This window comes from Reyranella sp. GW821-FHT14A01, from assembly GCF_058803965.1.
This window is the reverse complement of the sequence record NZ_JBXAPM010000004.1, coordinates 198,592-218,881: the sequence shown is the minus strand read 5'-3', so window position 1 is coordinate 218,881 and position 20,290 is coordinate 198,592. Positions and strand designations below refer to the sequence as shown.

At 67.5% G+C, this 20,290-nt stretch carries 21 protein-coding genes; 12 read left to right on the top strand and 9 right to left on the bottom strand.

From position 1 onward, the window contains the following. Both AC1ROX_RS09910 and AC1ROX_RS09905 read right to left on the bottom strand, forming a co-directional pair. Positions 1 to 675 carry a nitroreductase gene (locus AC1ROX_RS09910; RefSeq protein WP_493124913.1) on the bottom strand — a complete coding sequence of 225 codons (675 nt, stop codon included), beginning with the start codon at positions 673 to 675 and terminating at the stop codon, positions 1 to 3. A gap of 152 nt (positions 676 to 827) precedes the next feature. Further along, complete coding sequence (locus AC1ROX_RS09905; protein WP_493124911.1) at positions 828 to 1,028, bottom strand: hypothetical protein; 201 nt, start codon at positions 1,026 to 1,028, stop codon at positions 828 to 830. Between AC1ROX_RS09905 and AC1ROX_RS09900 the strand changes: the two genes are divergently transcribed. Continuing rightward, positions 1,027 to 1,836, top strand: a complete 810-nt coding sequence (locus tag AC1ROX_RS09900; protein WP_493124909.1) for a M48 family metallopeptidase — start codon at positions 1,027 to 1,029, stop codon at positions 1,834 to 1,836. The two genes, AC1ROX_RS09905 and AC1ROX_RS09900, sit on opposite strands and share 2 nt — an antisense overlap. Before the next feature lie 9 nt (positions 1,837 to 1,845). Here AC1ROX_RS09900 and AC1ROX_RS09895 read toward each other — a convergent pair whose 3' ends face one another. The 3 genes from AC1ROX_RS09895 to AC1ROX_RS09885 form a co-directional block, all read right to left on the bottom strand. Beyond that, the gene (locus tag AC1ROX_RS09895) at positions 1,846 to 2,304 is read right to left on the bottom strand and encodes a hypothetical protein (protein ID WP_493124907.1); all 459 of its coding nucleotides are present in this window, start codon (positions 2,302 to 2,304) and stop codon (positions 1,846 to 1,848) included. 202 nt (positions 2,305 to 2,506) lie between these two features. After that, positions 2,507 to 3,259, bottom strand: a complete 753-nt coding sequence (locus tag AC1ROX_RS09890) for a helix-turn-helix transcriptional regulator (protein WP_493124905.1) — start codon at positions 3,257 to 3,259, stop codon at positions 2,507 to 2,509. 126 nt (positions 3,260 to 3,385) lie between these two features. Next, positions 3,386 to 4,312, bottom strand: coding sequence for a LysR substrate-binding domain-containing protein (locus tag AC1ROX_RS09885; RefSeq protein WP_493124903.1), 927 nt, complete (start codon positions 4,310 to 4,312; stop codon positions 3,386 to 3,388). 106 nt (positions 4,313 to 4,418) lie between these two features. Here AC1ROX_RS09885 and AC1ROX_RS09880 point away from each other — a divergent pair, with 106 nt between their 5' ends. Beyond that, positions 4,419 to 5,618, top strand: a complete 1,200-nt coding sequence (locus AC1ROX_RS09880; protein WP_493124901.1) for an MFS transporter — start codon at positions 4,419 to 4,421, stop codon at positions 5,616 to 5,618. A gap of 6 nt (positions 5,619 to 5,624) precedes the next feature. Here AC1ROX_RS09880 and AC1ROX_RS09875 read toward each other — a convergent pair whose 3' ends face one another. Then, positions 5,625 to 5,870 (bottom strand): hypothetical protein, encoded by a 246-nt coding sequence (locus AC1ROX_RS09875; RefSeq protein ID WP_493124899.1) that lies wholly within the window; start codon positions 5,868 to 5,870, stop codon positions 5,625 to 5,627. Positions 5,871 to 6,050: 180 nt separating this feature from the next. On the opposite strand from AC1ROX_RS09875, the gene AC1ROX_RS09870 reads away from it, so the two are divergent. Beyond that, positions 6,051 to 6,401, top strand: coding sequence for a hypothetical protein (locus AC1ROX_RS09870; RefSeq protein ID WP_493124897.1), 351 nt, complete (start codon positions 6,051 to 6,053; stop codon positions 6,399 to 6,401). A 12-nt stretch (positions 6,402 to 6,413) separates the two neighbouring features. Here the strand turns inward: AC1ROX_RS09870 and AC1ROX_RS09865 are convergent, their stop codons facing one another. After that, on the bottom strand, positions 6,414 to 6,764 hold the full coding sequence (locus tag AC1ROX_RS09865; protein ID WP_493124895.1) for an ethanolamine utilization protein: 351 nt from the start codon (positions 6,762 to 6,764) through the stop codon (positions 6,414 to 6,416). A 146-nt stretch (positions 6,765 to 6,910) separates the two neighbouring features. On the opposite strand from AC1ROX_RS09865, the gene AC1ROX_RS09860 reads away from it, so the two are divergent. Further along, positions 6,911 to 7,318, top strand: coding sequence for a hypothetical protein (locus AC1ROX_RS09860; protein WP_493124893.1), 408 nt, complete (start codon positions 6,911 to 6,913; stop codon positions 7,316 to 7,318). Between the two features lie 28 nt (positions 7,319 to 7,346). Here the strand turns inward: AC1ROX_RS09860 and AC1ROX_RS09855 are convergent, their stop codons facing one another. Together AC1ROX_RS09855 and AC1ROX_RS09850 are read right to left on the bottom strand one after the other, a co-directional pair. Next, complete coding sequence (locus tag AC1ROX_RS09855) at positions 7,347 to 7,550, bottom strand: hypothetical protein (RefSeq protein WP_493124891.1); 204 nt, start codon at positions 7,548 to 7,550, stop codon at positions 7,347 to 7,349. A gap of 4 nt (positions 7,551 to 7,554) precedes the next feature. Next, the gene (locus AC1ROX_RS09850) at positions 7,555 to 7,743 is read right to left on the bottom strand and encodes a hypothetical protein (protein WP_493124890.1); all 189 of its coding nucleotides are present in this window, start codon (positions 7,741 to 7,743) and stop codon (positions 7,555 to 7,557) included. A gap of 140 nt (positions 7,744 to 7,883) precedes the next feature. On the opposite strand from AC1ROX_RS09850, the gene AC1ROX_RS09845 reads away from it, so the two are divergent. The 8 genes from AC1ROX_RS09845 to AC1ROX_RS09810 all read left to right on the top strand — a co-directional run bounded on the left by AC1ROX_RS09845 (position 7,884) and on the right by AC1ROX_RS09810 (position 20,282). Further along, complete coding sequence (locus tag AC1ROX_RS09845) at positions 7,884 to 8,183, top strand: PRC-barrel domain containing protein (RefSeq protein WP_493124888.1); 300 nt, start codon at positions 7,884 to 7,886, stop codon at positions 8,181 to 8,183. Positions 8,184 to 8,675: 492 nt separating this feature from the next. Continuing rightward, a complete protein-coding gene (locus AC1ROX_RS09840; protein ID WP_493124886.1) occupies positions 8,676 to 11,177 on the top strand; it encodes a glycogen/starch/alpha-glucan phosphorylase in 2,502 nt (833 codons plus the stop codon). A gap of 23 nt (positions 11,178 to 11,200) precedes the next feature. Continuing rightward, positions 11,201 to 11,860, top strand: coding sequence for a nitrile hydratase subunit alpha (gene nthA / locus AC1ROX_RS09835; RefSeq protein WP_493124884.1), 660 nt, complete (start codon positions 11,201 to 11,203; stop codon positions 11,858 to 11,860). Continuing rightward, positions 11,857 to 12,516, top strand: a complete 660-nt coding sequence (gene nthB, locus AC1ROX_RS09830; protein WP_493124882.1) for a nitrile hydratase subunit beta — start codon at positions 11,857 to 11,859, stop codon at positions 12,514 to 12,516. The genes nthA and nthB overlap by 4 nt, the downstream gene beginning before the upstream one ends. After that, positions 12,516 to 12,899: a nitrile hydratase accessory protein gene (locus tag AC1ROX_RS09825; protein ID WP_493124880.1), complete on the top strand. Its 384-nt coding sequence runs from the start codon at positions 12,516 to 12,518 to the stop codon at positions 12,897 to 12,899. The genes nthB and AC1ROX_RS09825 overlap by 1 nt, the downstream gene beginning before the upstream one ends. A 128-nt stretch (positions 12,900 to 13,027) precedes the next feature. Beyond that, positions 13,028 to 19,465, top strand: a complete 6,438-nt coding sequence (locus AC1ROX_RS09820; protein ID WP_493124878.1) for a beta strand repeat-containing protein — start codon at positions 13,028 to 13,030, stop codon at positions 19,463 to 19,465. Positions 19,466 to 19,485: 20 nt separating this feature from the next. After that, positions 19,486 to 19,914, top strand: a complete 429-nt coding sequence (locus tag AC1ROX_RS09815) for a GFA family protein (RefSeq protein ID WP_493124876.1) — start codon at positions 19,486 to 19,488, stop codon at positions 19,912 to 19,914. 68 nt (positions 19,915 to 19,982) lie between these two features. Next, on the top strand, positions 19,983 to 20,282 hold the full coding sequence (locus tag AC1ROX_RS09810; RefSeq protein ID WP_493124874.1) for a PRC-barrel domain containing protein: 300 nt from the start codon (positions 19,983 to 19,985) through the stop codon (positions 20,280 to 20,282). Positions 20,283 to 20,290: the final 8 nt, after the last annotated feature.

Genomic DNA, 20,290 nt, shown 5'->3' with positions numbered 1-20,290 from the left:
TCAGTCGAACCCGACATACTTCACGAACTCCTCGGCCGGCGTGCGCTCGGACTTCACGGCGTTGGCGGCGAAGCTGTCGTCGGGATAGCCCAGCGCGACGCAGGTCATGATGGCCTCGTCGTCGGGGATGCTCGCGACCTCGCGCACGATGTCGGAGCGCGAGATGCCCTGCCCGTTCACCACGGCGCCGATGCCGCGGTCCCAGGCGGCCAGCACGATGCCGTAACACAGCGCGCCGAGATCGAAATGGCAGGTGGCGCCGGGATCGAGCACGCGGTCGTAGGTCAGCACCAGCGAGACCGGCGCGTCGAACTGGCGGAAGCCGCGCATCACCCAGTCCTGGCGCATCGCCTTGTCGTCGCGCGCGATGCCCATGGCGGCGAAGAGCTGCTTGGCGATGTCGACCTGGCGCTGGCGATGGGCGCCTTCGTAGGGGCCGTGGGTGAAGATATCCCGCTTCGAGGGCCTGCCCGCCGCCATCTCCTCCATGTTGCGCCGCCGCACCTCGTCGAGCGGCGCGCCGGTCAGCACATGGACGTGCCAGGGCTGGCTGTTCATCGACGAGGGCGCGCGCTTGGCGTCCTCGATGATCTCCTGAATTACGGACTTGGGTACCGCCCTGTCCGCGAATCCCCGCACGCTGCGGCGGCTGTGCACCAGTTCCTGGAAGTCCATGTTTCCTCACACCTTCATCCTGCGCGGCAAGATAACAGCCGCGCCGGGTCGGGAAACACGAAGCCGCGGCGCCGTTTCACTCCTCGGCAATGGAGGTGACACTGAATGGAGATTTCACAACTGCACATTTTGTGCAAAAGTGCAGGGAATCATCATGAGGGCGCCCGGTGAACGAATTTCTTCTCGAAATAGCCCTGGACGTCACCTTCGCCGGCCTCGTCGTCCTTCTCCTGCGCCACGTGTGACAGGGCGGCCTGCGTCGAGCGTACCGGAGATATTGACTCCCCCGCATAGCTCTGGGTAGCGTCGATCCGGTGCGATGCAACCGTAGGGTTGCGCTTGGGGGAGGCCATGAAAAGACGATCGTTTCTGGCGCTTGGGGGCGCCTGCGCGCTGTGCGGCTGTGCCGGGGCGGTTCATCAGCTTCCGCAGGTCAGCGACAGCCATCTCAGCCTGGCACAGAGCGAGGTGCAGGGTGCCGGCGGGCCGCCGGCGCGCCGCATGCTGACGGACGAACAGGCGGAAGAGATCATGCGCTCCGCCCTCGCCCGCATCCGGCCGCCGGCCGACCAGATGTGCCGCGAGATGAACGTCGGCGTGTGCAACTGGCGGTTCATGGCATCGGCGAACCGCTCGATGAATGCCGGCGCCGGCGCCAACGGCCTGATCTTCATCAACCGCGGCGTCGTCGAATATGCCGGCAACGAGGAGGAGGTCTGCCTCGTGTTCGCGCACGAGATCGGCCACCAGGCGGCCGATCACATCGCCACGAGCCAGCGCAACCAGACGACGGGCGCGCTGATCGGCGCCATCCTCCTAGGGGCGGCCGGTGCCGCCGCCTCCTATCGCAGCCCTTATGTCGGCCAGCTGACGCGCTCGGCGATGGACACCGGTGCCAGAGCCGGCGGCGCGATCGGCCGCATCTCCTTCTCCAAGGAGCAGGAGCGCGAAGCCGATTATCTCGCGGCGGTGATCCTCTATCGCTCGAATGTCGATCTCGACAAGGCGCGCGGCATGCTGGTCACCCTGGCCCGCGCCTCGGGGCGTCGCGACACCGGCATGCTCGACACCCATCCTGCCGGCCCCGATCGTCTCGCGAGCTGGGATCAGGCCGTTGCCGAGATCCGTGCGTCGCAGGGCGCATTGCCGGCGCGGGCCTAGGGACGGCCGCTATCGGATAATGTCGCGGATATCGTTGTTGCGCCATGGCGCCGGCAGGCTGGTCTGCGGGCAGTAGCGGTACTCGTACGTGCTGCTCCCTTCCCGGCCCCGGAATGTCGTCGCGTTGGGGACTTCGTAGGTCCGCGTCACGGATGGGCCTGGGCGGCCGTCGAGCTCCTCGGACACGGCCGTGACCACAAAGGTCGTCGGACCGACCTTGTCGATTTTCCGGAAGCTGGTGATGACGCGCGACACGTTCATTCCCGTGCGCGTCACCAGCATGAGCGTCGCGTTGGAAGCCGTCGCGCAAGTGGCTTGCGTGCTGACATAGAAACCGCGTTGCAGGGGCAGGCTGGCAACGATCTCCGCACCGACGGCTTGGGGCAGCGACAACGCCGGAATCAGGGCCAGCAACCCGGCAACGACAGCCGACCGCCGCCCGGCGGGATTAGATCGCCTGAGGGACATGATGAAGAACTCCGGGAACGTTCGGGGAGAAGGAGGCGCGGCGAGAGCGCCCCAAACACTCCCGCCGCCCCCCCTCCATCAGCCGACGTCCCGTCGGACACGGCCGGGCGATTTGCGATCTTTCGCCAGACAGACCGTGTCAGAAGAACGACCGCCGCGGTATTACCCGTTTGGGTACCTGCCCGTGGTGCCGGCCGGGGGTTCACGGAACGAATACCCCGTGGAGAACGGCCGCGGCGATCGCCTGCGTCTTGTTGGAAACGCCCAGCTTGCGGCAGGCATTGAGGAGATGCTTCTTCACCGTGTCCTCGGAGACATGCAGGATTGCGCCGATTTCCCAGCGTGTCTTGCCCTTGGCCGACCATGCCAGCACATCGATCTCGCGAGGCGTGAGGCGTCGTCCGATGGGCGCAGTCCCGTCCGTTCCGCCCCGGTCCATGCCCAGGGAGACGACCTTCTCGTGGAGGTACGCGGCAATGAGATGAAGTTCGTGGCGGCGTGCGACAAAAAGCCGGTCGAAGACGCGGTCCGGGCAGTCGTTGCAGACGGTCAGCGTGGCCAGTGCATTCTTCGGTCCATGCAGGGGGATGCAGGCGCCCGCCCGCAGACCGAAGTCTAGCGCGTCGCTGAAAACGGGCTTCTGCGCCTTCGACAGAGCATCGCGCGGCAGCTCGGTCCATAGGAAAGGCCGCAAGGAAACAGCCGACCGGCTGGCGATGATATCGTGGCTCTTGAAGTCCGACCGAGTGTAGTGCGCCGTCCACTCCGCCGGATAGTTCGTGAGACAGAAGGGCCGTCGCGGCCCCTCGGTCGGCCATAGAACCCAGTAGGCAAAGCGTTCGAAGCCGAGCGCCTGGATGTGCTTTTCGAGAATCGACAGGATCTGGTCGCGATCATCGGTCCGATCGATCTCGGCGATGAACGAGTCGATATGCGCGAGCCTCTTCCCGGTCAAGTCGCGACGACACCCCCAAGTAGCATAATTATCATATGTTAACTTTCACAGGTTGCATAGCGGCATCCCAAGCGCAAGGGTGACATTGCCAACCGCCAAACCGCGATCGTCGACAGCAGGAACGTGCTAGCCAGCTCGCCTGTGCGAGGGCTTCTCGGCCCAGGGCCACGTCCGGGCCGCTTCAACCAGATGATCGACGAACGATGAGACGCGCAGCGAGACGGCAGAGTTCTTGTAATAGACGGCATGCATCGCCTGTGTGGTGCCGTTGCTCTGGTTCGCCAGGACTTCCACCAGCTCGCCACGCGCCCGCTCGCCGACGGTCATGAAATCCGACAGGCACACGATGCCTTGTCCGTTCAAGGCCAGCCGGTGCAGGACCTCGCCGCTGCTGGCCGCGATGTCGGGCCGGATGTGCAGGGTCCTGTCGTTGCCCTGGCGCACTGGCCAGGCGTTCAGGCTGTCGGGTTGACTGAACCCCAGCAGCACGTGATCGCGAAGATCAGCCGCCGTCGCGGGCTGGCCGTGGCGCTTGATATAGGCCGGGCTCGCCAGGAGCCTCAGGCGGCAATGGCACAGCAGCCGGCTGTGCAGCGTCGAGTCCTTCAGCGGGCCGATCCGGATGGCGAGGTCGATGCGCCGCTCCAGCAGGTCGATGAAGCCCTCGTTGTTGCTCAGCTCCAGCTCGACCAGCGGATAGCGCCGTCGGTAACCGTCCATCAAGGGTGCCAGGACATGCAGCATGACCGGCGTGGAGGCGTCGATCCTGAGTGGTCCGGAGGGTTGGCCATGTCGCTGCGCCAGGCGCTCCTCGGCGGCCTGGACCGACGCCATGATGGCCCGTGCATCCTCGAGGAAGCTGCAGCCTTCGTCCGTCAGGTCGAGGCGTCGCGTCGTGCGGCGCAGCAACGTCGTGCGCAGCGCCTTCTCCAGCCGGCGCAGCAGACGGCTGGTGGTGGAGACAGGCTGCCCCAGCCGCAGCGCCGCGGCCGTCAGCGAGCCGGTGTCGACCACGGTGAGGAAGACCTCGATCTCTTCCAGGGAGAATTTCATCTTCCCATTTTTAGCAAAAGTATTTCCGATCCGCAGGCCCTTATGAGCAAAAGCGGGAACGCAATATGGGAGGCTCCCAACGCCCGATCGGAGCCGCAAGCCCTTCATGACCACGCCCGCCACCCCCGCCAGCGCCTTCTGGCCCCTCCTCGCCCTCGCCATCGGCGCCTTCGGCATCGGAACGACCGAGTTCGGCCCGATGGGCATGTTGCCAACCATCGCCCAGGGCGTCGACGTGTCGATCCCGACCGCCGGGATGCTCGTCTCGGCCTATGCGGTCGGCGTCATGGTGGGTGCCCCGGTCATGACATTGCTGCTCTCCCGCTGGCCGCGCCGCCGGGCCCTGATCGTGCTGATGGCCATTTTCACCGCCGGCAACCTGCTGTCGGCGGTGGCGCCCGACTATGAGAGCCTGCTCGCCTCGCGCCTCGTCACCAGCTTCAACCACGGTGCCTTCTTCGGCCTGGGTTCGCTTGTCGCGGCAAGCCTGGTGCCGCCCGAGAAGCAGGCAAGTGCGGTGGCGGCGATGTTCATGGGCCTGACGATCGCCAATGTGGGCGGCGTGCCCGCGGCGACGTGGCTGGGACAGGCCATCGGATGGCGGGAGTCGTTTGCCGCCATCGCGGTGCTGGGCCTGGTTGCCATGGTCTCGCTGCGGCTCGCGCTGCCGGTGGGCGATGCGGGACAGCGTGTCGACATTCGTGCCGAACTGCGCGTCATCGGCCGGCCGTCCGTGCTGATGGCACTCACGACCACGGTGATGGGCGCCGGCGCGATGTTCACCCTGTACACCTACATCAGCCCGTCGCTGGAGACCCTTGCCAAGGCGTCGCCGGGTTTCATCACCGCGATGCTGGTGCTGATCGGCATCGGCTTCACGATCGGCAATGCGGTCGGCGGCAAGCTGGCCGACCGTTCGGTCGACGGTGCGCTGATCGGCGCCCTGCTGTTGCTGATGGCCTCGATGTTCGCTTTCCCCTGGCTGGTCGCCAGTCCGCCGGGCGTGGCGCTCGGCTTGCTGGTGTGGGGTGCGGCCGCCTTTGCCGTGGTGCCGCCCCTGCAGATGCGGGTGATGCGCGCGGCCACCGGCGCCCGGGGGCTCGCTTCCTCGGTGAACATCGGCGCGTTCAATCTCGGCAATGCGCTGGGCGCGGCCCTCGGGGCGGAGATGCTGCGCGCAGGCTTCGGCTATGATGCCGTCGCGATCGGCGGCGGCGTGCTGGCGCTGCTGAGCCTGATGCTCGTGCTCGCACAGATCCGTGTCATGCGCCGCGAACTCGCTCCTCTGCCGCCGGCCGGCGATTGAACGGGGCTACGCCTCGTCTTCCTCGTCGCCTTCCGTCTCCCTGATGGAGATCGCGTCGGCGAAGCGCTTGGCGACGGCGGGAAGGCCCGCCGCCTCTGCAGCGCGCAGGCCCTCGCGATTGGCGTCGAGCCGGGCGAAGTCTTCCGGCGGCGCCGCAGCCAACGCTTTCTCGATCAGGTCGATGGCTTCGCGATACTTCTGCTGGCCGCGCAGGGCGGCCGACACCTTGATGGCGTCTATCAGGCTGCTCATGAACTGCAATCTCCTCCCGAATGCGAGGCATTGAACGGGACGCGGAAAGAGAAGTTGCCGGCTACGGTCACCCGCCGAACCGACCCCATGCCATTGCCTCACACAAGCCCATCGCTCCTCATCGAAACGACGCAATCCGGCGTCACATGGCGGCATCATTCGACATTGCGGGAGGGACTTGTGTCGCTGAGAACTCACATGCTGTGCGCTTTGCTGGCAGTCGCTTCTTCGACCGCAGCATTGGGCACGGCCGCATGGGCCGCCAACGAGGGCATCCCCAACACGGCGCAGGATACGACGCAAGGCGCGTCGCCCGCCGCGCCCAACATGGGCACCAACTCGCAACCGGGCACGCCCGGCACTCGCGCCTGTCGTCAGGCGACGGCCCGCCCTCAGCTCACCCCTGAACAGGTAGCGCAGCGCAAGGCCGCCAAGCAGGCGGCCCGCCAAGCCTCGGGTTCGACCGGGCATCCGCCGCAGGGCATGGCCCACGCCGGCAAGCCCAAGCACGCCAAGCTCCCGCTTTGCTGAAAGCCGCACGCTCTAAGCGCGCGCCTCCTGCCAGTGCGGATAGGTGACGTAGGCGGTGACGGCGCCGTTCTCGTGCGCTCGGATGATGACGGCTTCGCCCTTGGGCATGTAGACGATCTCGCCCGGCCCCGCCGTCACAGTGACGCCTCGGCTGGTCACGGATAGATGCCCTTCGAGGACCAGCATAACGTCGTCGACAGCCATGGTCTCGTCGAGGCTCTGGTTGGGCCCATAACGACCGTAGCCGATCGTGATCGGCCCGCCGTGGCGCTGGTCGATCACGTTGCCCGCGAAGATGTCGGCGCCCTGCCCCGGCGAGCGTTCGAGCTTTGCGTCGGCTAGAGAGAATTTTGTGACTTTCATGGTCAGCGACTGCTCCTAGATGCAGCAGGTCGCCAAACGTCCTTCCAACATCAAGGTTGCCCTAGCCAAACGGTCGAGACCAAACGGCCTCGCTCTCAACAAAAGGTCCAATTTACAACGAAAACTTGGGGTAATAACTTTTGAGGATGCCCCTCGACTGGAAAATGCAATCCACGCTCAAGCTGGTCACCGTCGTTGCCGAAGGGGACGTCTTCCGGCGGGATGTCGAGGCCTATCTCTCGACGGTCAAAGGCGCGAAAGCGAGCGAATGGCGCAAGCTCGTCGATGCGCGCTCCGCCCGTTTTGTCCTCGATCGGGAAGATGTGAATGCGATCGGCACGATCCTTCGTGCCGCCGATGCGGCACGCACGATGGGCCCTCTTGCCTTCGTTGTGCCGGAAAGCGAGACCCCCGAGCTGCTGCGACTGCTCGGGTTCCTGGCGGCGGCCAAGCGACCCATGCGCATATTTCGCGAGATCGCACCGGCAGAGAAATGGCTCAAGACGGCCCATGTCATGAGCGACCAGCCGAGCATGACGGCGACCTGCTCGTAGACAGGTCGCTTGCCGCGGCGTGGCCCTCTCAGTCCCGCCCGCCCTTCAGCCGGGGCTCGTGCGTGTGATGGGAATCGCGCTCGCCGCCACCTCCGGAAATACCGGTACGCTTGTCGCTGTGCGAGTCCTCGGGACGCTCGCCTCGCGGCTGCGACTTCTCCGGATGCTTGGCATTCTCGTGAGACGCGCCCGGACCGCCGATACGGTCGGAATTGGGATGCTTGCTGCTCATGGGATCACCGGTCCTGCTGGTAGCCCTGATTGTGGGTGTTCTGCGAGATGTTGCCGGGACCGCCCTGCTCCTTGGGATTGTCGATGCGGTTGGCGCGCTTGGCCTCTTCTCGCGTGATCTCGCCCTCGGCGGCTTCGGCGCCCGGCCCCTTCGGCGAACGGCTTGCGGGTGGCACGGGGGGTTGCTTGGCCATGGGTTTCTCCTCGGTCTGTCTGGACGTGCCGAGTCAATGATCGAGCGCCCTGGGCGTTGCGGTAAAACCTCTCTCTGCCGGAACGACGACAGGCCGGCGGGGTTATCCCGGTCCTGAACCACGCAAAGGGATTGCGGATCATGGACCACACCAAGCATGTCCGTCTGACGGCCGAAGAATTGAGTGCCGACGTCCTGGAGGATGCAACGATCTACGGCCCCGGTGACGAGAAGATCGGCACGGTCGCGCATCTCCACGGATCCGGCCCGACGGCCCAGATCGTGATCGATGTCGGCGGCTTCCTCGGCATCGGCGCCAAGCCGGTCGGCGTCCCGATCAGCGGCCTCGACTTCATGCGCGACGAGGACGGCGACGTCCACGCCGTTACGAACTGGACGAAGGACCAGCTGAAGGCGATGCCCGAGCATCGCGATCCCTAGTCGATCGGACAGTAATCGCCGCGCGGTAGAGAACGCACGAGCGGGCATGTCAGCATGCAACCCGCGCTACGAGAAGGTCGCCTTGGGAGGATCGGCTGCGCGATGCAGGCGCATGTCGAGCAGGCCTATCGCTCACCAAGCAATCTGCGCATCGAGGCGCCGGCGCAGCCCGGCCGAGCGGCCCTCAGCCAGCCGGTCGAGAGCGCTGACCATTATCTGCAGGCGATAGTTCACCAGCGCTCCATCATACCGCGACCACCGGATCGAGGCGCCGCGTAACGCGCCCGGACGGGTGTTGTTCCGGTAAGGACCGGAAAGATGCGGAGCGACGCAAGGTCGTCGTTTGCTGTTTGAGAATCCCAACCAGCGAACCAGATATGGCATGGTCCGAAGGCATCGAAGCCTTCGAGACAGTAAAGAGAGTCCCCAAGTCACCGGACGACTTGTCGAATTTACGGGCGATCACCTTAAGCCATGTGAGGAACGATCCTGATGAGTGAGACACCACCGGCCCTCAACAATGCCATCGCTTCCCGGCTGGCCCTGCCGGCCCGCGATGAGGACGTCGCTGCCTTGCGCAGAGGCGTTATCCGGAAGCTGACTTATTCCGTCGGCAAGGATCCGGTGGTCGCAACCACGCGTGACTGGTTCATCGCCACGGCGCTCGCGGTCCGCGACCGCATCGTCGATCGCTGGATGCAGTCGAGCCGCGACACCCAGGCGGAAAAGCGCAAGCAGGTCTATTACCTGTCGCTGGAGTTCCTGATCGGCCGCCTGCTGATCGACAACCTGAACAACCTCAACCTGCTCGACCCCATGCGGGCTGCCCTGGCCGAGCTGGGCGTGAACCTCGATACGCTGCGCGACATCGAGCCCGATGCGGCGCTGGGCAACGGTGGCCTCGGGCGGCTGGCGGCCTGCTTCATGGAAAGCATGGCCACGCTCTCCGTGGCCGCCTACGGCTACGGCATCCGCTACAATCACGGGCTTTTCCGCCAGGTCATCCAGAACGGCTGGCAGCAGGAATATCCCGAATCGTGGCTGTCCCTCGGCAACCCCTGGGAGTTCGAACGTCCCGAGGCCAGGCACGAAATCCATTTCGGCGGAACCGTGGAAGCGCTGGGCGGCGATCACGCCGACGAGACGAGCATCCGCTACGTCTGGCATCCCGCCGAAACGATCGATGCGATCGCCTACGACACGCCGGTGCCGGGCTGGCGGGGAAAGCACGTGAACACCCTGCGCCTGTGGTCGGCGCGCGCACCGGACCCTTTGCGGCTGGACGCCTTCAACCAGGGCGACCATGTCGGTGCGAGTGCTGCCCGGGCACGCGCCAACGCGATCTCGCAGGTCCTCTATCCCAGCGAACACACGCCGGCCGGCCAGGAACTCCGCCTGCGCCAGGAGTACTTCTTCTCGGCCGCCTCGCTCGCCGACCTGATCGGCCGGCACATCGAGCAGTACGGCGACGTCCGCAACCTCGGCGAGTATGCCTCCGTCCAGCTGAACGATACCCATCCCGCCATCGCGGTCGCGGAGCTGATGCGCCTGCTGGTGGACGAGCATGCCCTGCCCTGGCCCGAGGCCTGGCAGATCACGCAGGCGGTGTTTTCCTACACCAATCATACTCTGTTGCCGGAAGCGCTGGAGACCTGGCCGGTCCAGCTCATGGAACGCCTGCTGCCGCGTCACATGCAGATCATCTATCTCATCAACTCGCGTCATCTGGCCCATATGCCCGCCGACAAGCAGCGGGACGCCTCGCTGGTTGCGGCGCTGTCGCTGATCGACGAGCACAACGGTCGCCGCGTCCGCATGGGCTCGCTGGCCTTCATCGGCTCGCACAGGGTCAACGGCGTGTCGGCCCTGCATACCGGACTGATGCGGCAGACCGTCTTCCGCGACCTCAACGAGCTCTATCCGAACCGCATCGTCAACAAGACCAACGGCATCACCTTCCGCCGCTGGCTCTTCGAGGCCAACCCGGGATTGACCCGCCTGCTCGTCGATGTCGCGGGCGAAAAGGTGATGGACGATCCGCGGGCACTCGAGACGCTGGCCAAGAGCGCCGGCGACGCCGCACTGCATGACCGGTTGATCGCCGTCCGCCGCGCCAACAAGGCGGCGCTTTCGGACCGCATCGCCGATACGCTGCAGATCCGCATCGACCCGGATGCGATGTTCGACGTCCAGATCAAGCGCATCCACGAATACAAGCGCCAGCTCCTCAACATCCTCGAAACCGTGGCGCTCTATCAGTCGATGCGGATGTATCCGACGCGCGAATGGACACCGCGGGTCAAGCTCTTTGCCGGCAAGGCCGCGAGCAGCTACCACCGCGCCAAGCTGATCATCAAGCTGATCCACGATGTCGCCGCCCGCGTGAACAACGACCAGACGATCCGGGGCATGCTGAAGATCGTCTTCGTGCCCGACTACAATGTCAGCCGCGCCGAGCGGATCATCCCGGCCGCGGATCTTTCCGAGCAGATCTCGACGGCCGGACTGGAAGCGTCGGGGACCGGCAACATGAAGCTGGCGCTCAACGGGGCGCTCACCATCGGCACGCTGGACGGCGCCAACATCGAGATCGGCGAACATGTCGGCTGGGAGAATATCTTCATCTTCGGCATGACCGCCGAGGAGGTGAATGCGCGACGGGCCGCGGGCAACGATTCGAAGAAATCCATCGAGGCGTCACCCGATCTCCTCGACGCCATCGGTGCCATCCGCTCCGGGCTCTTCTCTCCCGACGAGCGCGATCGCTACCGCGAACTGGTCGACGTCCTCACGCATCACGACACCTTCATGGTCTGCGCCGATTTCGATGCCTATGCCGAGAAGCAGCATCAGGTCGCCGCCCGGTGGCGCGACCGCAAGGATTGGTGGCAGGCCAGCGTGCTGAACACGGCCCGGATGGGCTGGTTCTCCTCCGACCGCACGATCCGCGAATACTGTGATGACATCTGGAACATCAAGGTCGACACTCCGTGACGCCGGCGGCGAAGAGGGATGCCATGTCGAACGACCACGACCACAAGCATGGGCACGATCACGATCATCACCATGACCACGAGCATGGCTCCGAGCTTTCGGAGATGCAGCTTCGCGTCCGCGCGCTCGAGACCATCCTGACCGAGAAAGGCTACGTCGATCCGGCGGCGCTCGATTCGATCATCGAGACCTACGAGACGAAGATCGGGCCGCATATCGGCGCGCAGGTCGTGGCGCGCGCCTGGGCCGATCCAGAATTCCGCATGGCGTTGCTCGCGGACGCCAGCAAGGCGATCGCGCAGCTCGGCCTCGAGCAGAAGGTCGGCGATCACCTGATTGCCGTGGAGAACACGCCCACGACGCACAACATGATCGTCTGCACCCTGTGCTCCTGCTACCCGTGGGATGTGCTGGGACTGCCACCCACCTGGTACAAGTCGGCGCCCTATCGCTCCCGCACCGTGAAGGAGCCGCGCAAGGTGCTGGCCGATTTCGGCGTCACCCTGCCCGACGAGACGAAGGTCCGCGTGTGGGACTCGACGGCGGAGACGCGCTTCATCGTCCTGCCGATGCGACCCGCCGCGACCGAAGGCTGGTCCGAGGAGAAGCTCGCCGAACTGGTCACGCGCGATTCGATGATCGGCACCGGCTTCCCGAAGCAAGCGAACGAGGTCGCGGCATGAACGGCGTCCACGACATGGGCGGCATGGACGGCTTCGGCAAGGTCACGCCCGATCCGCACGAAGTTCCCTTCCATGCCGACTGGCAGGCGCGCTCCTTCGCACTCAACAGGGTCATGGGCTCGGCCGGTGAATGGAACATCGACGTGGGCCGCTACTGGATCGAGACGCTGCCGCCCGCGGTCTATCTCTCCTCGTCCTATTACAAGAAGTGGTTCCTGCGCCTCGAACGGCTCTGCCTCGACCGCGGCCTCCTCTCCGATGCGGAACTGGCGGCCGGTCACTCAAGTGGCCCTGGCCGTCCATTGAAGCGTCAGCCGCTGTCCGGCGCGAAGGCCGGCGCTTCGGTGAGCCGCCCCAACCACGACCAGCCGCCGCGCGCGCCGGCCGTCTTCAAGGTCGGCCAGAAGGTTCGTGCGAAGAACATCCATCCCCATTCGCACACCCGCCTGCCGCGCTTCGCGCGCGGCCACCTCGGCACGGTCGGGCGCATCCAGGGCTGCCACACCTATCCCGACGCGATGGTCGAGAAGGGAATCAAGCAGGGCGAATGGCTCTACACCGTCGTGTTCGACGGAAGGGAACTGTGGGGACCCGATGCGGAAGACGGCGCCACCATCTCCATCGAGGCCTTCGAGCCGTACCTGGAGCCGGCCTGATGCCGTCGGATCTCACGTCCGTTCGCGCGGCGCTGGAAGCCGTGCCGGGAATCCCCTGCGAAGGCGAAGCGCCGGTCTTCGCCGAGCCCTGGCAGGCCCAGGCCTTCGCCATGGCGCTCACCCTGCAGCAGCGCGGCGTCTTCTCCTGGCACGAATGGGCCGACGAACTCGGCGCCCAGATCAAGGCCGCCATTGCCGAGGGCGATCCCGACGACGGCACGACCTACTACCGCCACTGGCTCGCAACGCTCGAACGGCTCGTCGCGCGCAAGGGCATTGCCTCGCCGGAAACGCTCGACCGCTACTATCACGCTTGGGACCATGCCGCGGATCGCACGCCGCACGGCCAGACGATCGAACTCAAGCGGGAAGACTTTCGCTGACACCGTGACCGGCATGTAGGCCGGACCAGATCGCCGACGCGACGACGCCGGCTCGATCCCCCAAGCCGGGGCAAGACATGTTTGCTCATACCAACTAAACATACCCCCGTTCTTGGGGGAGATTCGCCATGGCGTATGTCGTCGAGACCGGTACAGCCGGCACCAATGGCACGAACGGTCTTGAGCCCAATGGCAATGGTGGCGATGGGGGCAATGGCGGCCCGGCCCTCGCGACCGCCGACTCGACCAGCGAAGACTCCATCGCTCTGGCCTATGGCGGTTCAGGCGGCATCGGCGGCGACGGCGCCGAGACCAGCGGCAATGCCGGCGCGGGCGGCCAGGGCAGCCAAGGGCGTGCGATCGCCCGAACGTCGGCGAGTACCCCCGGGGGCGAGACCCTCGCCACCGCCGAGGGATATGGCGGCGACGGTGGCGCGGCGGGCACACCCGGTTCGGCCGGTGCGGGTGCCGCCGGCGGCGCAGGCGGCAAGGCGCGCGCGAACTCGACCGCCAGCAACGCCGACGGCGACGCAAGGGCGACCAGTACTGCCCGCGGTGGCAACGGTGACATCGGCAATGACGGCACCGGCGGAGCGGGCGGTGATACCGGCGTCAAGGGTGCCCTTTCGACGGCCGAGGTCCATGCCGGTGCGGGAGCGACCGGCTGGGCCACCATCGACCACGCGGGCGGCAATGGCGGCCTCGGCACTGGCGCCGGTTCAGGCGGCAAGGGTGGTTTGGCCAGAGTCATCAACGGCGTGACCGGCTCGACCGATTTCGGCACGCTGCATCTCGATCAGACGGCGACTGGCGGCAATGGCGGCGCGGCCTCCGATTTCGGTCGCGGCGCCTCCGGCGGCGTCGCCAAATCGACTCTCGCCTTCGACGACACGGCCAACCCGACGGCCAGCAGCACTGTCGCAGCGCAGTCGATTGCTCAGGGCGGCGGGGGCGGCACTGGCGCAGCCGGTGGCGGCGCGGGCGGCGAGGCCATCGCAACAAGCAATCTCAAAGGATACACCTACCTCAGTTCCTATGCCGATGCGCGCGGCGGCTTTGGTGGCGCGGGCACTGGCGACGGGAATGGCGGCAATGGGGGCGCCGCGTCGGCCTCCGCGGTCAACGGCAACCAGGTGACCCCGACGCCGACGGACGGCAACGTCACCGCCTCCGCCCTCTCCCAGGGTGGAAACGGCGGCGATGCCTATGGCTCGGGCTTCCGTGCCGGCAACGGCGGCAAGAGCAGTGGCACCGCGACGGTCGACACCGTCGTCGACTCGGAGGCAAGTGTCTCGGTCACCGGCGGCTCCGGCGGCTGGGGCTATGGTGGCGCCCAGGCCGGCAACGGCGGTTCGGTCACCTTGAACAACGCGGCAAGCGGCCAGGCCGTGAATGCCACCCTCACCCTCAGGCAGCTCGCCATCGGCGGCAATGGCGGCGGCGCCGAGGACAGTGGCTATGCCGGCTCGGCCGGCGCGGCGGTTTCCAACCTGAGTGTAAATGATACGACCGCGACGTCGGTCACGCTGGAATCGACAGCTGACGCCGGTGACGCAGGCTCGGCGCATGCGCCCGGCCGCACCTCTGGCGGAGCCGCAGCCACAGCGACGAGCAGCGCCACCCTCACGGGAGAAAGCGCAAGCGCCACCTCGACCGCGAGCGGCGGCGACGGCGGCAGCATAATGCCGGGGTCGGGCGGTAGCAGAGAGGGCAGCGGTAGCGCGGGCGGCAATGCCAAGGCAACGGCCTTTGCCCAGGCCGGCCTCAGCGCCACAGCCCAGGCGGAAACGACCGGCGGCAATGGCGGCACCGCCTTGCTTGCGGGCTATCGCGGCGGCAACGGCGCATCGCTCACCAAGGCGACCAGCGCGACGGCCATTACGACGACCGAAGGCGGCGGCACCGAGGCCGCGGCGACAGTGACACAGACCGCCGGCAATGGTGGCACGGGTTACGATGGAGCCGATGGCGGCAATGGCGGCGGCAGCACGCTCGGCACCGCGGCGGTGGCCGTCGGTGCTGCCAACTGGACGATGTCGCAAACGGCAGTCGGCGGTAACGGTGGCGAAGGCCAATCCGGCGGTCTGGGCGGCGCCGGCGGCGCGGCGCTCTCGTCCGTTACCCATAGTGTGCTCGATGAGGCCAACGCCGGCATCGCGACCAACGAAGCTACCGGAGGCAACGGCGGCAACGGCGACTCGGGCGGCGCGGGCGGCAATGCCACGGCCTCCTCCTCGATCTCGCGAGGGGGCGGCGATGTCGACGGTGCCGTAACGGCGACCGGCGGCTATGGCGGCGATAGCTCCGGCAGCGGCAATGCCGGCGCCGGGGGAGCGGCCGGTGTGACGGCGACGATCAGCGCCGGTCACCGCGCCACCACCAGCAGCACGGCAACGGGCGGCGCCGGCGGCCGGGGCGATCTCTATTCGACGGCCGCCAATGGTGGCATGGGCGGCGCGGTCGTCCAGGCCGGCGCCAGTGCCCTGTCCTTCGGTAACTCCGATGCGATCGCCACAACCAATGCCACCGGCGGCGACGGCGGCACGGGCATCGGCAGTGGCTACGTGGGTGGCGCGGGCGGTGCGGTCAGCGGCATATCGGCCAATGCACAAAGCGCCGGCAGCGCCGCCGTGACGGTCGAAGCGACCGGTGGCAAGGGCGGCGACGGCATCGAGGGCGCCAATGGCGGCGCAGGCGGCGCGGTCACGGCCAGCAAGGTTATGAGTGGCACCGCGGCGAACCTGACGCTGGCCGCGAACCTCACCGGCGGCGCAGGCGGCGAGGCCCCGGACGCGACGGGCGGCATTGGCGGTGACGTGACCGCCGGCCTCTCGATGACGAACACCGGTACGGCCACGGACGCCAGCGTCACGGCTAACGGCGGCCAGGCCGGCGCCGGAGCCAGCGGCGGCGCGGGCGGCGCGGCGACGATCAAGTCCATCGTCACGCTGGTCGGCGGCACGGCTGGCGCCGAGGCGACGGGCGGCAACGGCGGCAACGGTTCGACCGGCGCCGCCGCGGCGGGCGGCAATGCAACGGCAAGCAACTCCGTCGTATCCACCGGCGTCGAACAGTCGGCTTTGACCACCACCACGGCCCGCGGCGGCCGTGGCGGCGACAATGAGGAGAGTGGTCCGGGTGGTGCCGGCGGAACGGCCAGTGCGGCGGGGTCTTCCGTCACTGGTGGCGTGGCCAGCGCCGGCGTCACGGCGATCGGCGGAGATGGCGGCAACTCTATTGCCGCCAGCGGCGGTGCAGGTGGTGCCGTCGTCAGGGCCAACGCGACCTCGAAAACCAGTGGTAACTTCCTGTCCACCGCCGACGTCGAAACCTTGGGCGGCTCCGGCGGCGAGGGGAGCGGCAGCGGCATGTCGGGCGGCGCGGGTGGTGTGGTCAGCGGCGTCACGGCCAATGCCCAGACCCTTGGCGTCGGCAGCGCCTCGGTCATCGCGACCGGTGGCCGAGGCGGCGATGGCATCGACGGCGCCCACGGCGGCGCCGGCGGCGCTGTCTCGGTCGCCAATGCGGTGAGCGGCACTGCCGCCGACCTGATGCTGAGCGCGCTCAGCACTGGCGGCGCGGGTGGCGACTCCGCCGGCGCAACCGGCGGCAAGGGCGGCAACGCCCTCGCCCGCTTCGTCGCGACGAACACCGGGGAACAGACAATTGCCAATGTCACCGCCACGGGCGGCAAGGGCGGTAACGGCAGTGTCGGCGGCGTAGGCGGTACGGCCACGGCCAAAACGGGGATGACGTTGGTCGACGGCAACGTGATCTCCCTGGCAACCGGCGGTAATGCCGGCGACAGCTCGGCTGGCGCCGGCCAGGCGGGCGGCAAGGCAACGGCCATCGCCCGCGCCTCGGTGACATCGACCGGCACCGACAACGACGTGCAGGCTACCGCCATCGGCGGCGATGGCGGTGCGTCGGGCACCGGTTACCGGGGCGGCGCGGGCGGCGTGGCCGCCGCGACGGCCACGGGCACCGGCGTGACCGGAGGCACCATCACCGTCACGGCCCTGCAGACGGGCGGCAATGGCGGCAGCGGCGGCGGTGCCGGCGCGGCCTCCCGGATGGACAATGCGGTGTCCGGCATGGCTGCGGACGGCTATGTGACGCTGAAGCAGGTCGCGACCGGCGGCAACGGCGGCGACGGCGACGGGATTGCAAGCGGCAACGGCGGCAATGCCATCTCGACACTCGACGTCGAGAACTGCGGCTGCAGCAGCCCCGTCACCGCCTCGATGACCGGCTCCTCCACGGCAGTCGGCGGCAATGCCGGCAACGTCCTGTCGGGCGCTGTCGATGCACGGGCCGGCGGCAACGCCCAGGCGGAGCTTGCGCTGCTGGATGACGGCATCCTGCTTGCGGAGGTCTCGGCGACCGGCGGCACGGGTGGCGACAACGGCGGCAGCGGCCGAGCCGGAGCCGGCGGCTTGGCACTCGCTCTTGGCGGAACCGATTCACTGCTGGAGAATGCGGAGACCCGGGCCATCGCGACCGGCGGCGCGGGCGGCAGCGCCGACAGCAACCTCGGCGGCGCGGGCGGTATGGCCTCCGCCGCCGCGACGGCTTCGTCGTCCGCCAAGGATGCCATCGCGACCGCCACGGCGACGGGCGGCGCTGGCGGCAACGGCGCCGCCGGTGGATCGGCAGAAGTCTATATGCAGGTGCAAGGCGTCACCTGGGCCAGCGCCACCGCCACCGCCAATGGCGGAAACGGTGGGGCCGCGAGCGGAACCGGTAAGGGCGGCGCGGGCGGCGATGCCTTGAGCATAATGGGGGGACCCATCTCCGCCGAAGCCACGACGGGAACGGCGACGGCCGACGGCACGGCGACGGGCGGCACGGGTGGCGACTCCGCCGCCAACACCGGCGGCAACGGCGGTGCGGCCGCCGTGACGACGGTCGCCACAGCCGATGCCGCCGACGGCATCGCGAATGCCACAGCGACAGGCGGCGCGGGCGGTAACGGGCGGAACGGCGGCAACGGCGGCATGGTCGCGGTCGGCGCGGCGGCACTTGGTGCGATCTCGGCGACGGCAACGGCGGTGGCCGTCGGCGGGGCCGGCGGCACCGGCACCGGCGCCGGCAATGTCGGAGGCACCGGCGGCGGCGGCATCAGCGGCGGCGGCCTGACGGGCACCGGGGCAGTCGTCACGACTCCGATCGACCCCATGGTGCCGGCGATGGCGACAGCGACCATCACCCAGACCGGCGGCAACGGCGGCGCGGGCCTGGACGGTGCCGATGGCGGCGACGGCGGCGGCAGCGCGCTCATCGACGCCGCGATCGCGGTCGCCGCAGAGGGCACTGCGACCATGCTCCAGCACGCCATCGGCGGTGACGGCGGCGCGGCGGACGGAGTGGGCGGCGCGGGCGGCGACGCTTCCTCCTCCCTTGCGCTCGATTCCACGGTTCCCCTTCCCGACCTGAGCGACATCATCGACGGCACGTCGGGGGCGAGCGGCGGCGCGGGCGGTCATTCGGCTCTGGCGGGCGGCAACGGCGGAAACGCCGAAGCCATCATCTCACTCGCCTCCAGCGTCGCCTCGCAGGTCACGGCGACCGCCGAGGCCTTCGGCGGTGACGGTTCCGATGGCGGTACCGGCGGCAACGCCGTCGCCGAGGCTCATGCTGTGGCAACGGACGGTGAAGCCATCGCCCATACCCATGCCGAGGGCGGTAACGCGTTCACGATGTCCGATGCCGGTACCGCGCAGGCGGTTGCCACTGCCGAGGGTTTCCTCGACAGCCTGGCCCAGGCCACGGCAGGCATCAGTGCCGGCGACGGCACGCCAGGCAGCGCGCTGATCGTGGAAGCGACGGTCGACGCCAGCAGAGCAGGCGCTGACTTCAACAAGGCGGTCGCCATCGCAGTGTATGGCGACTATCACTCATTGGACCCCGATATGAGCGATACGAACGCCTTTGCCATGGTCGTCGCCGCGCCGAATGCGGCTGTGGTCGACGATTTCATGAACGCCGGCGCGAACATCGCGGCGGGCTTTGCGGACGCTACTTCATACTTCGCGATGATCCAAATGGTCGCCGATCACGGTGCCGGCTCCGGCGTGCACACGCTGAATGCGTCGATCGACTTCGGGGTCGACATCGACGCATTGGTCGACCGGCAGGACCTCGTGATGGGCTTCAGCGGCGCTGGTGGCGGCTTCACCTCGATGTCCTTCTCCGTCACCGTCGAAGGCCAGGAGCTGGAGAACCATAGCTGGGGCACTCTGACCGGCGCGCTGGACTTCTTCTCCGACCATTTCGCGGAGTACGGCTCGATCGAGCGCTTCCGCGACGCGGATGGGAACGGCAAGATCGATTTCCACTTCGCCTTCGAGATCATCACCAGCGCGGAGGGCGAGGGCTTCAACGCCCACATCATGATCGCCGATCCACCGCCGCAGCCCAGCGCGGCCGACACCTACGAGATGGCGCAGGCGATGGCCGAACACATGGGAACACCGGTCGAGAGCCACGACGCCCCGGCCACCGATGCGCCGCCGATCCTCGACGCGCTGCATCACGACACGCAGCACGACCACTTCGTGGTGTAGGGACAAGGAGACATCGCACCATGGTGGACGACGCGAAGGTTCGGACCGGTCAATGCCATTGCGGCGCGGTGCGGTTCGAGGTGACGCTGAGCGACGGGTTCAATTCGATCCGCCGCTGCACCTGTTCCTTCTGCCGCATGCGCGGTGCGGTCGTGACCATGGCGGAGATGGGCGGGATCAAGTTCCTGCGGGGCGAGGAAGCGCTGACCAGCTACCGCTTCCACACCGGCACGGCGCAGCATTTCTTCTGCTCGCGCTGCGGGATCTACACCCATCACCAGAGGCGATCCGACACGAGCCTCTATGCCGTGAACGTCGCCTGCCTCGAGGGCATCAGCCCCTTCGATTTCCCCGAGGTGCCCGTCATGGACGGGATCAACCACACCAACGACACCGGCAAGCCCACACGCCGCGCCGGCACGCTTCGGTTCGTTCCGGCCGACGATTGACGTTTGCCGGGAACGGCCACGCGTCCGGCGGGTAACGAGGTCCTGACCATCCGGAGAGGAGTGGGACCATGGACCACAGCAAGCATGTCCGCCTGACGGCCGACGAACTCACCGCGGAAATTCTCGAAGACGCCACCATCTACGGGCCCGGCGACGAGAAGATCGGTTCGGTCGCGCATTTACACGGCGCGGGCTCGACGGCCCAGGTCGTGATCGACGTCGGTGGCTTCCTCGGCATCGGCGCCAAGCCGGTGGGCGTCCCGATCGCCGGCCTCGACTGCATGCGCGACGAGGACGGCGACGTCCATGCCGTGACGGGCTGGACCAAGGATCAGCTCAAGGCGATGCCCGAGCATCGGGACCGATAGGATCTCTC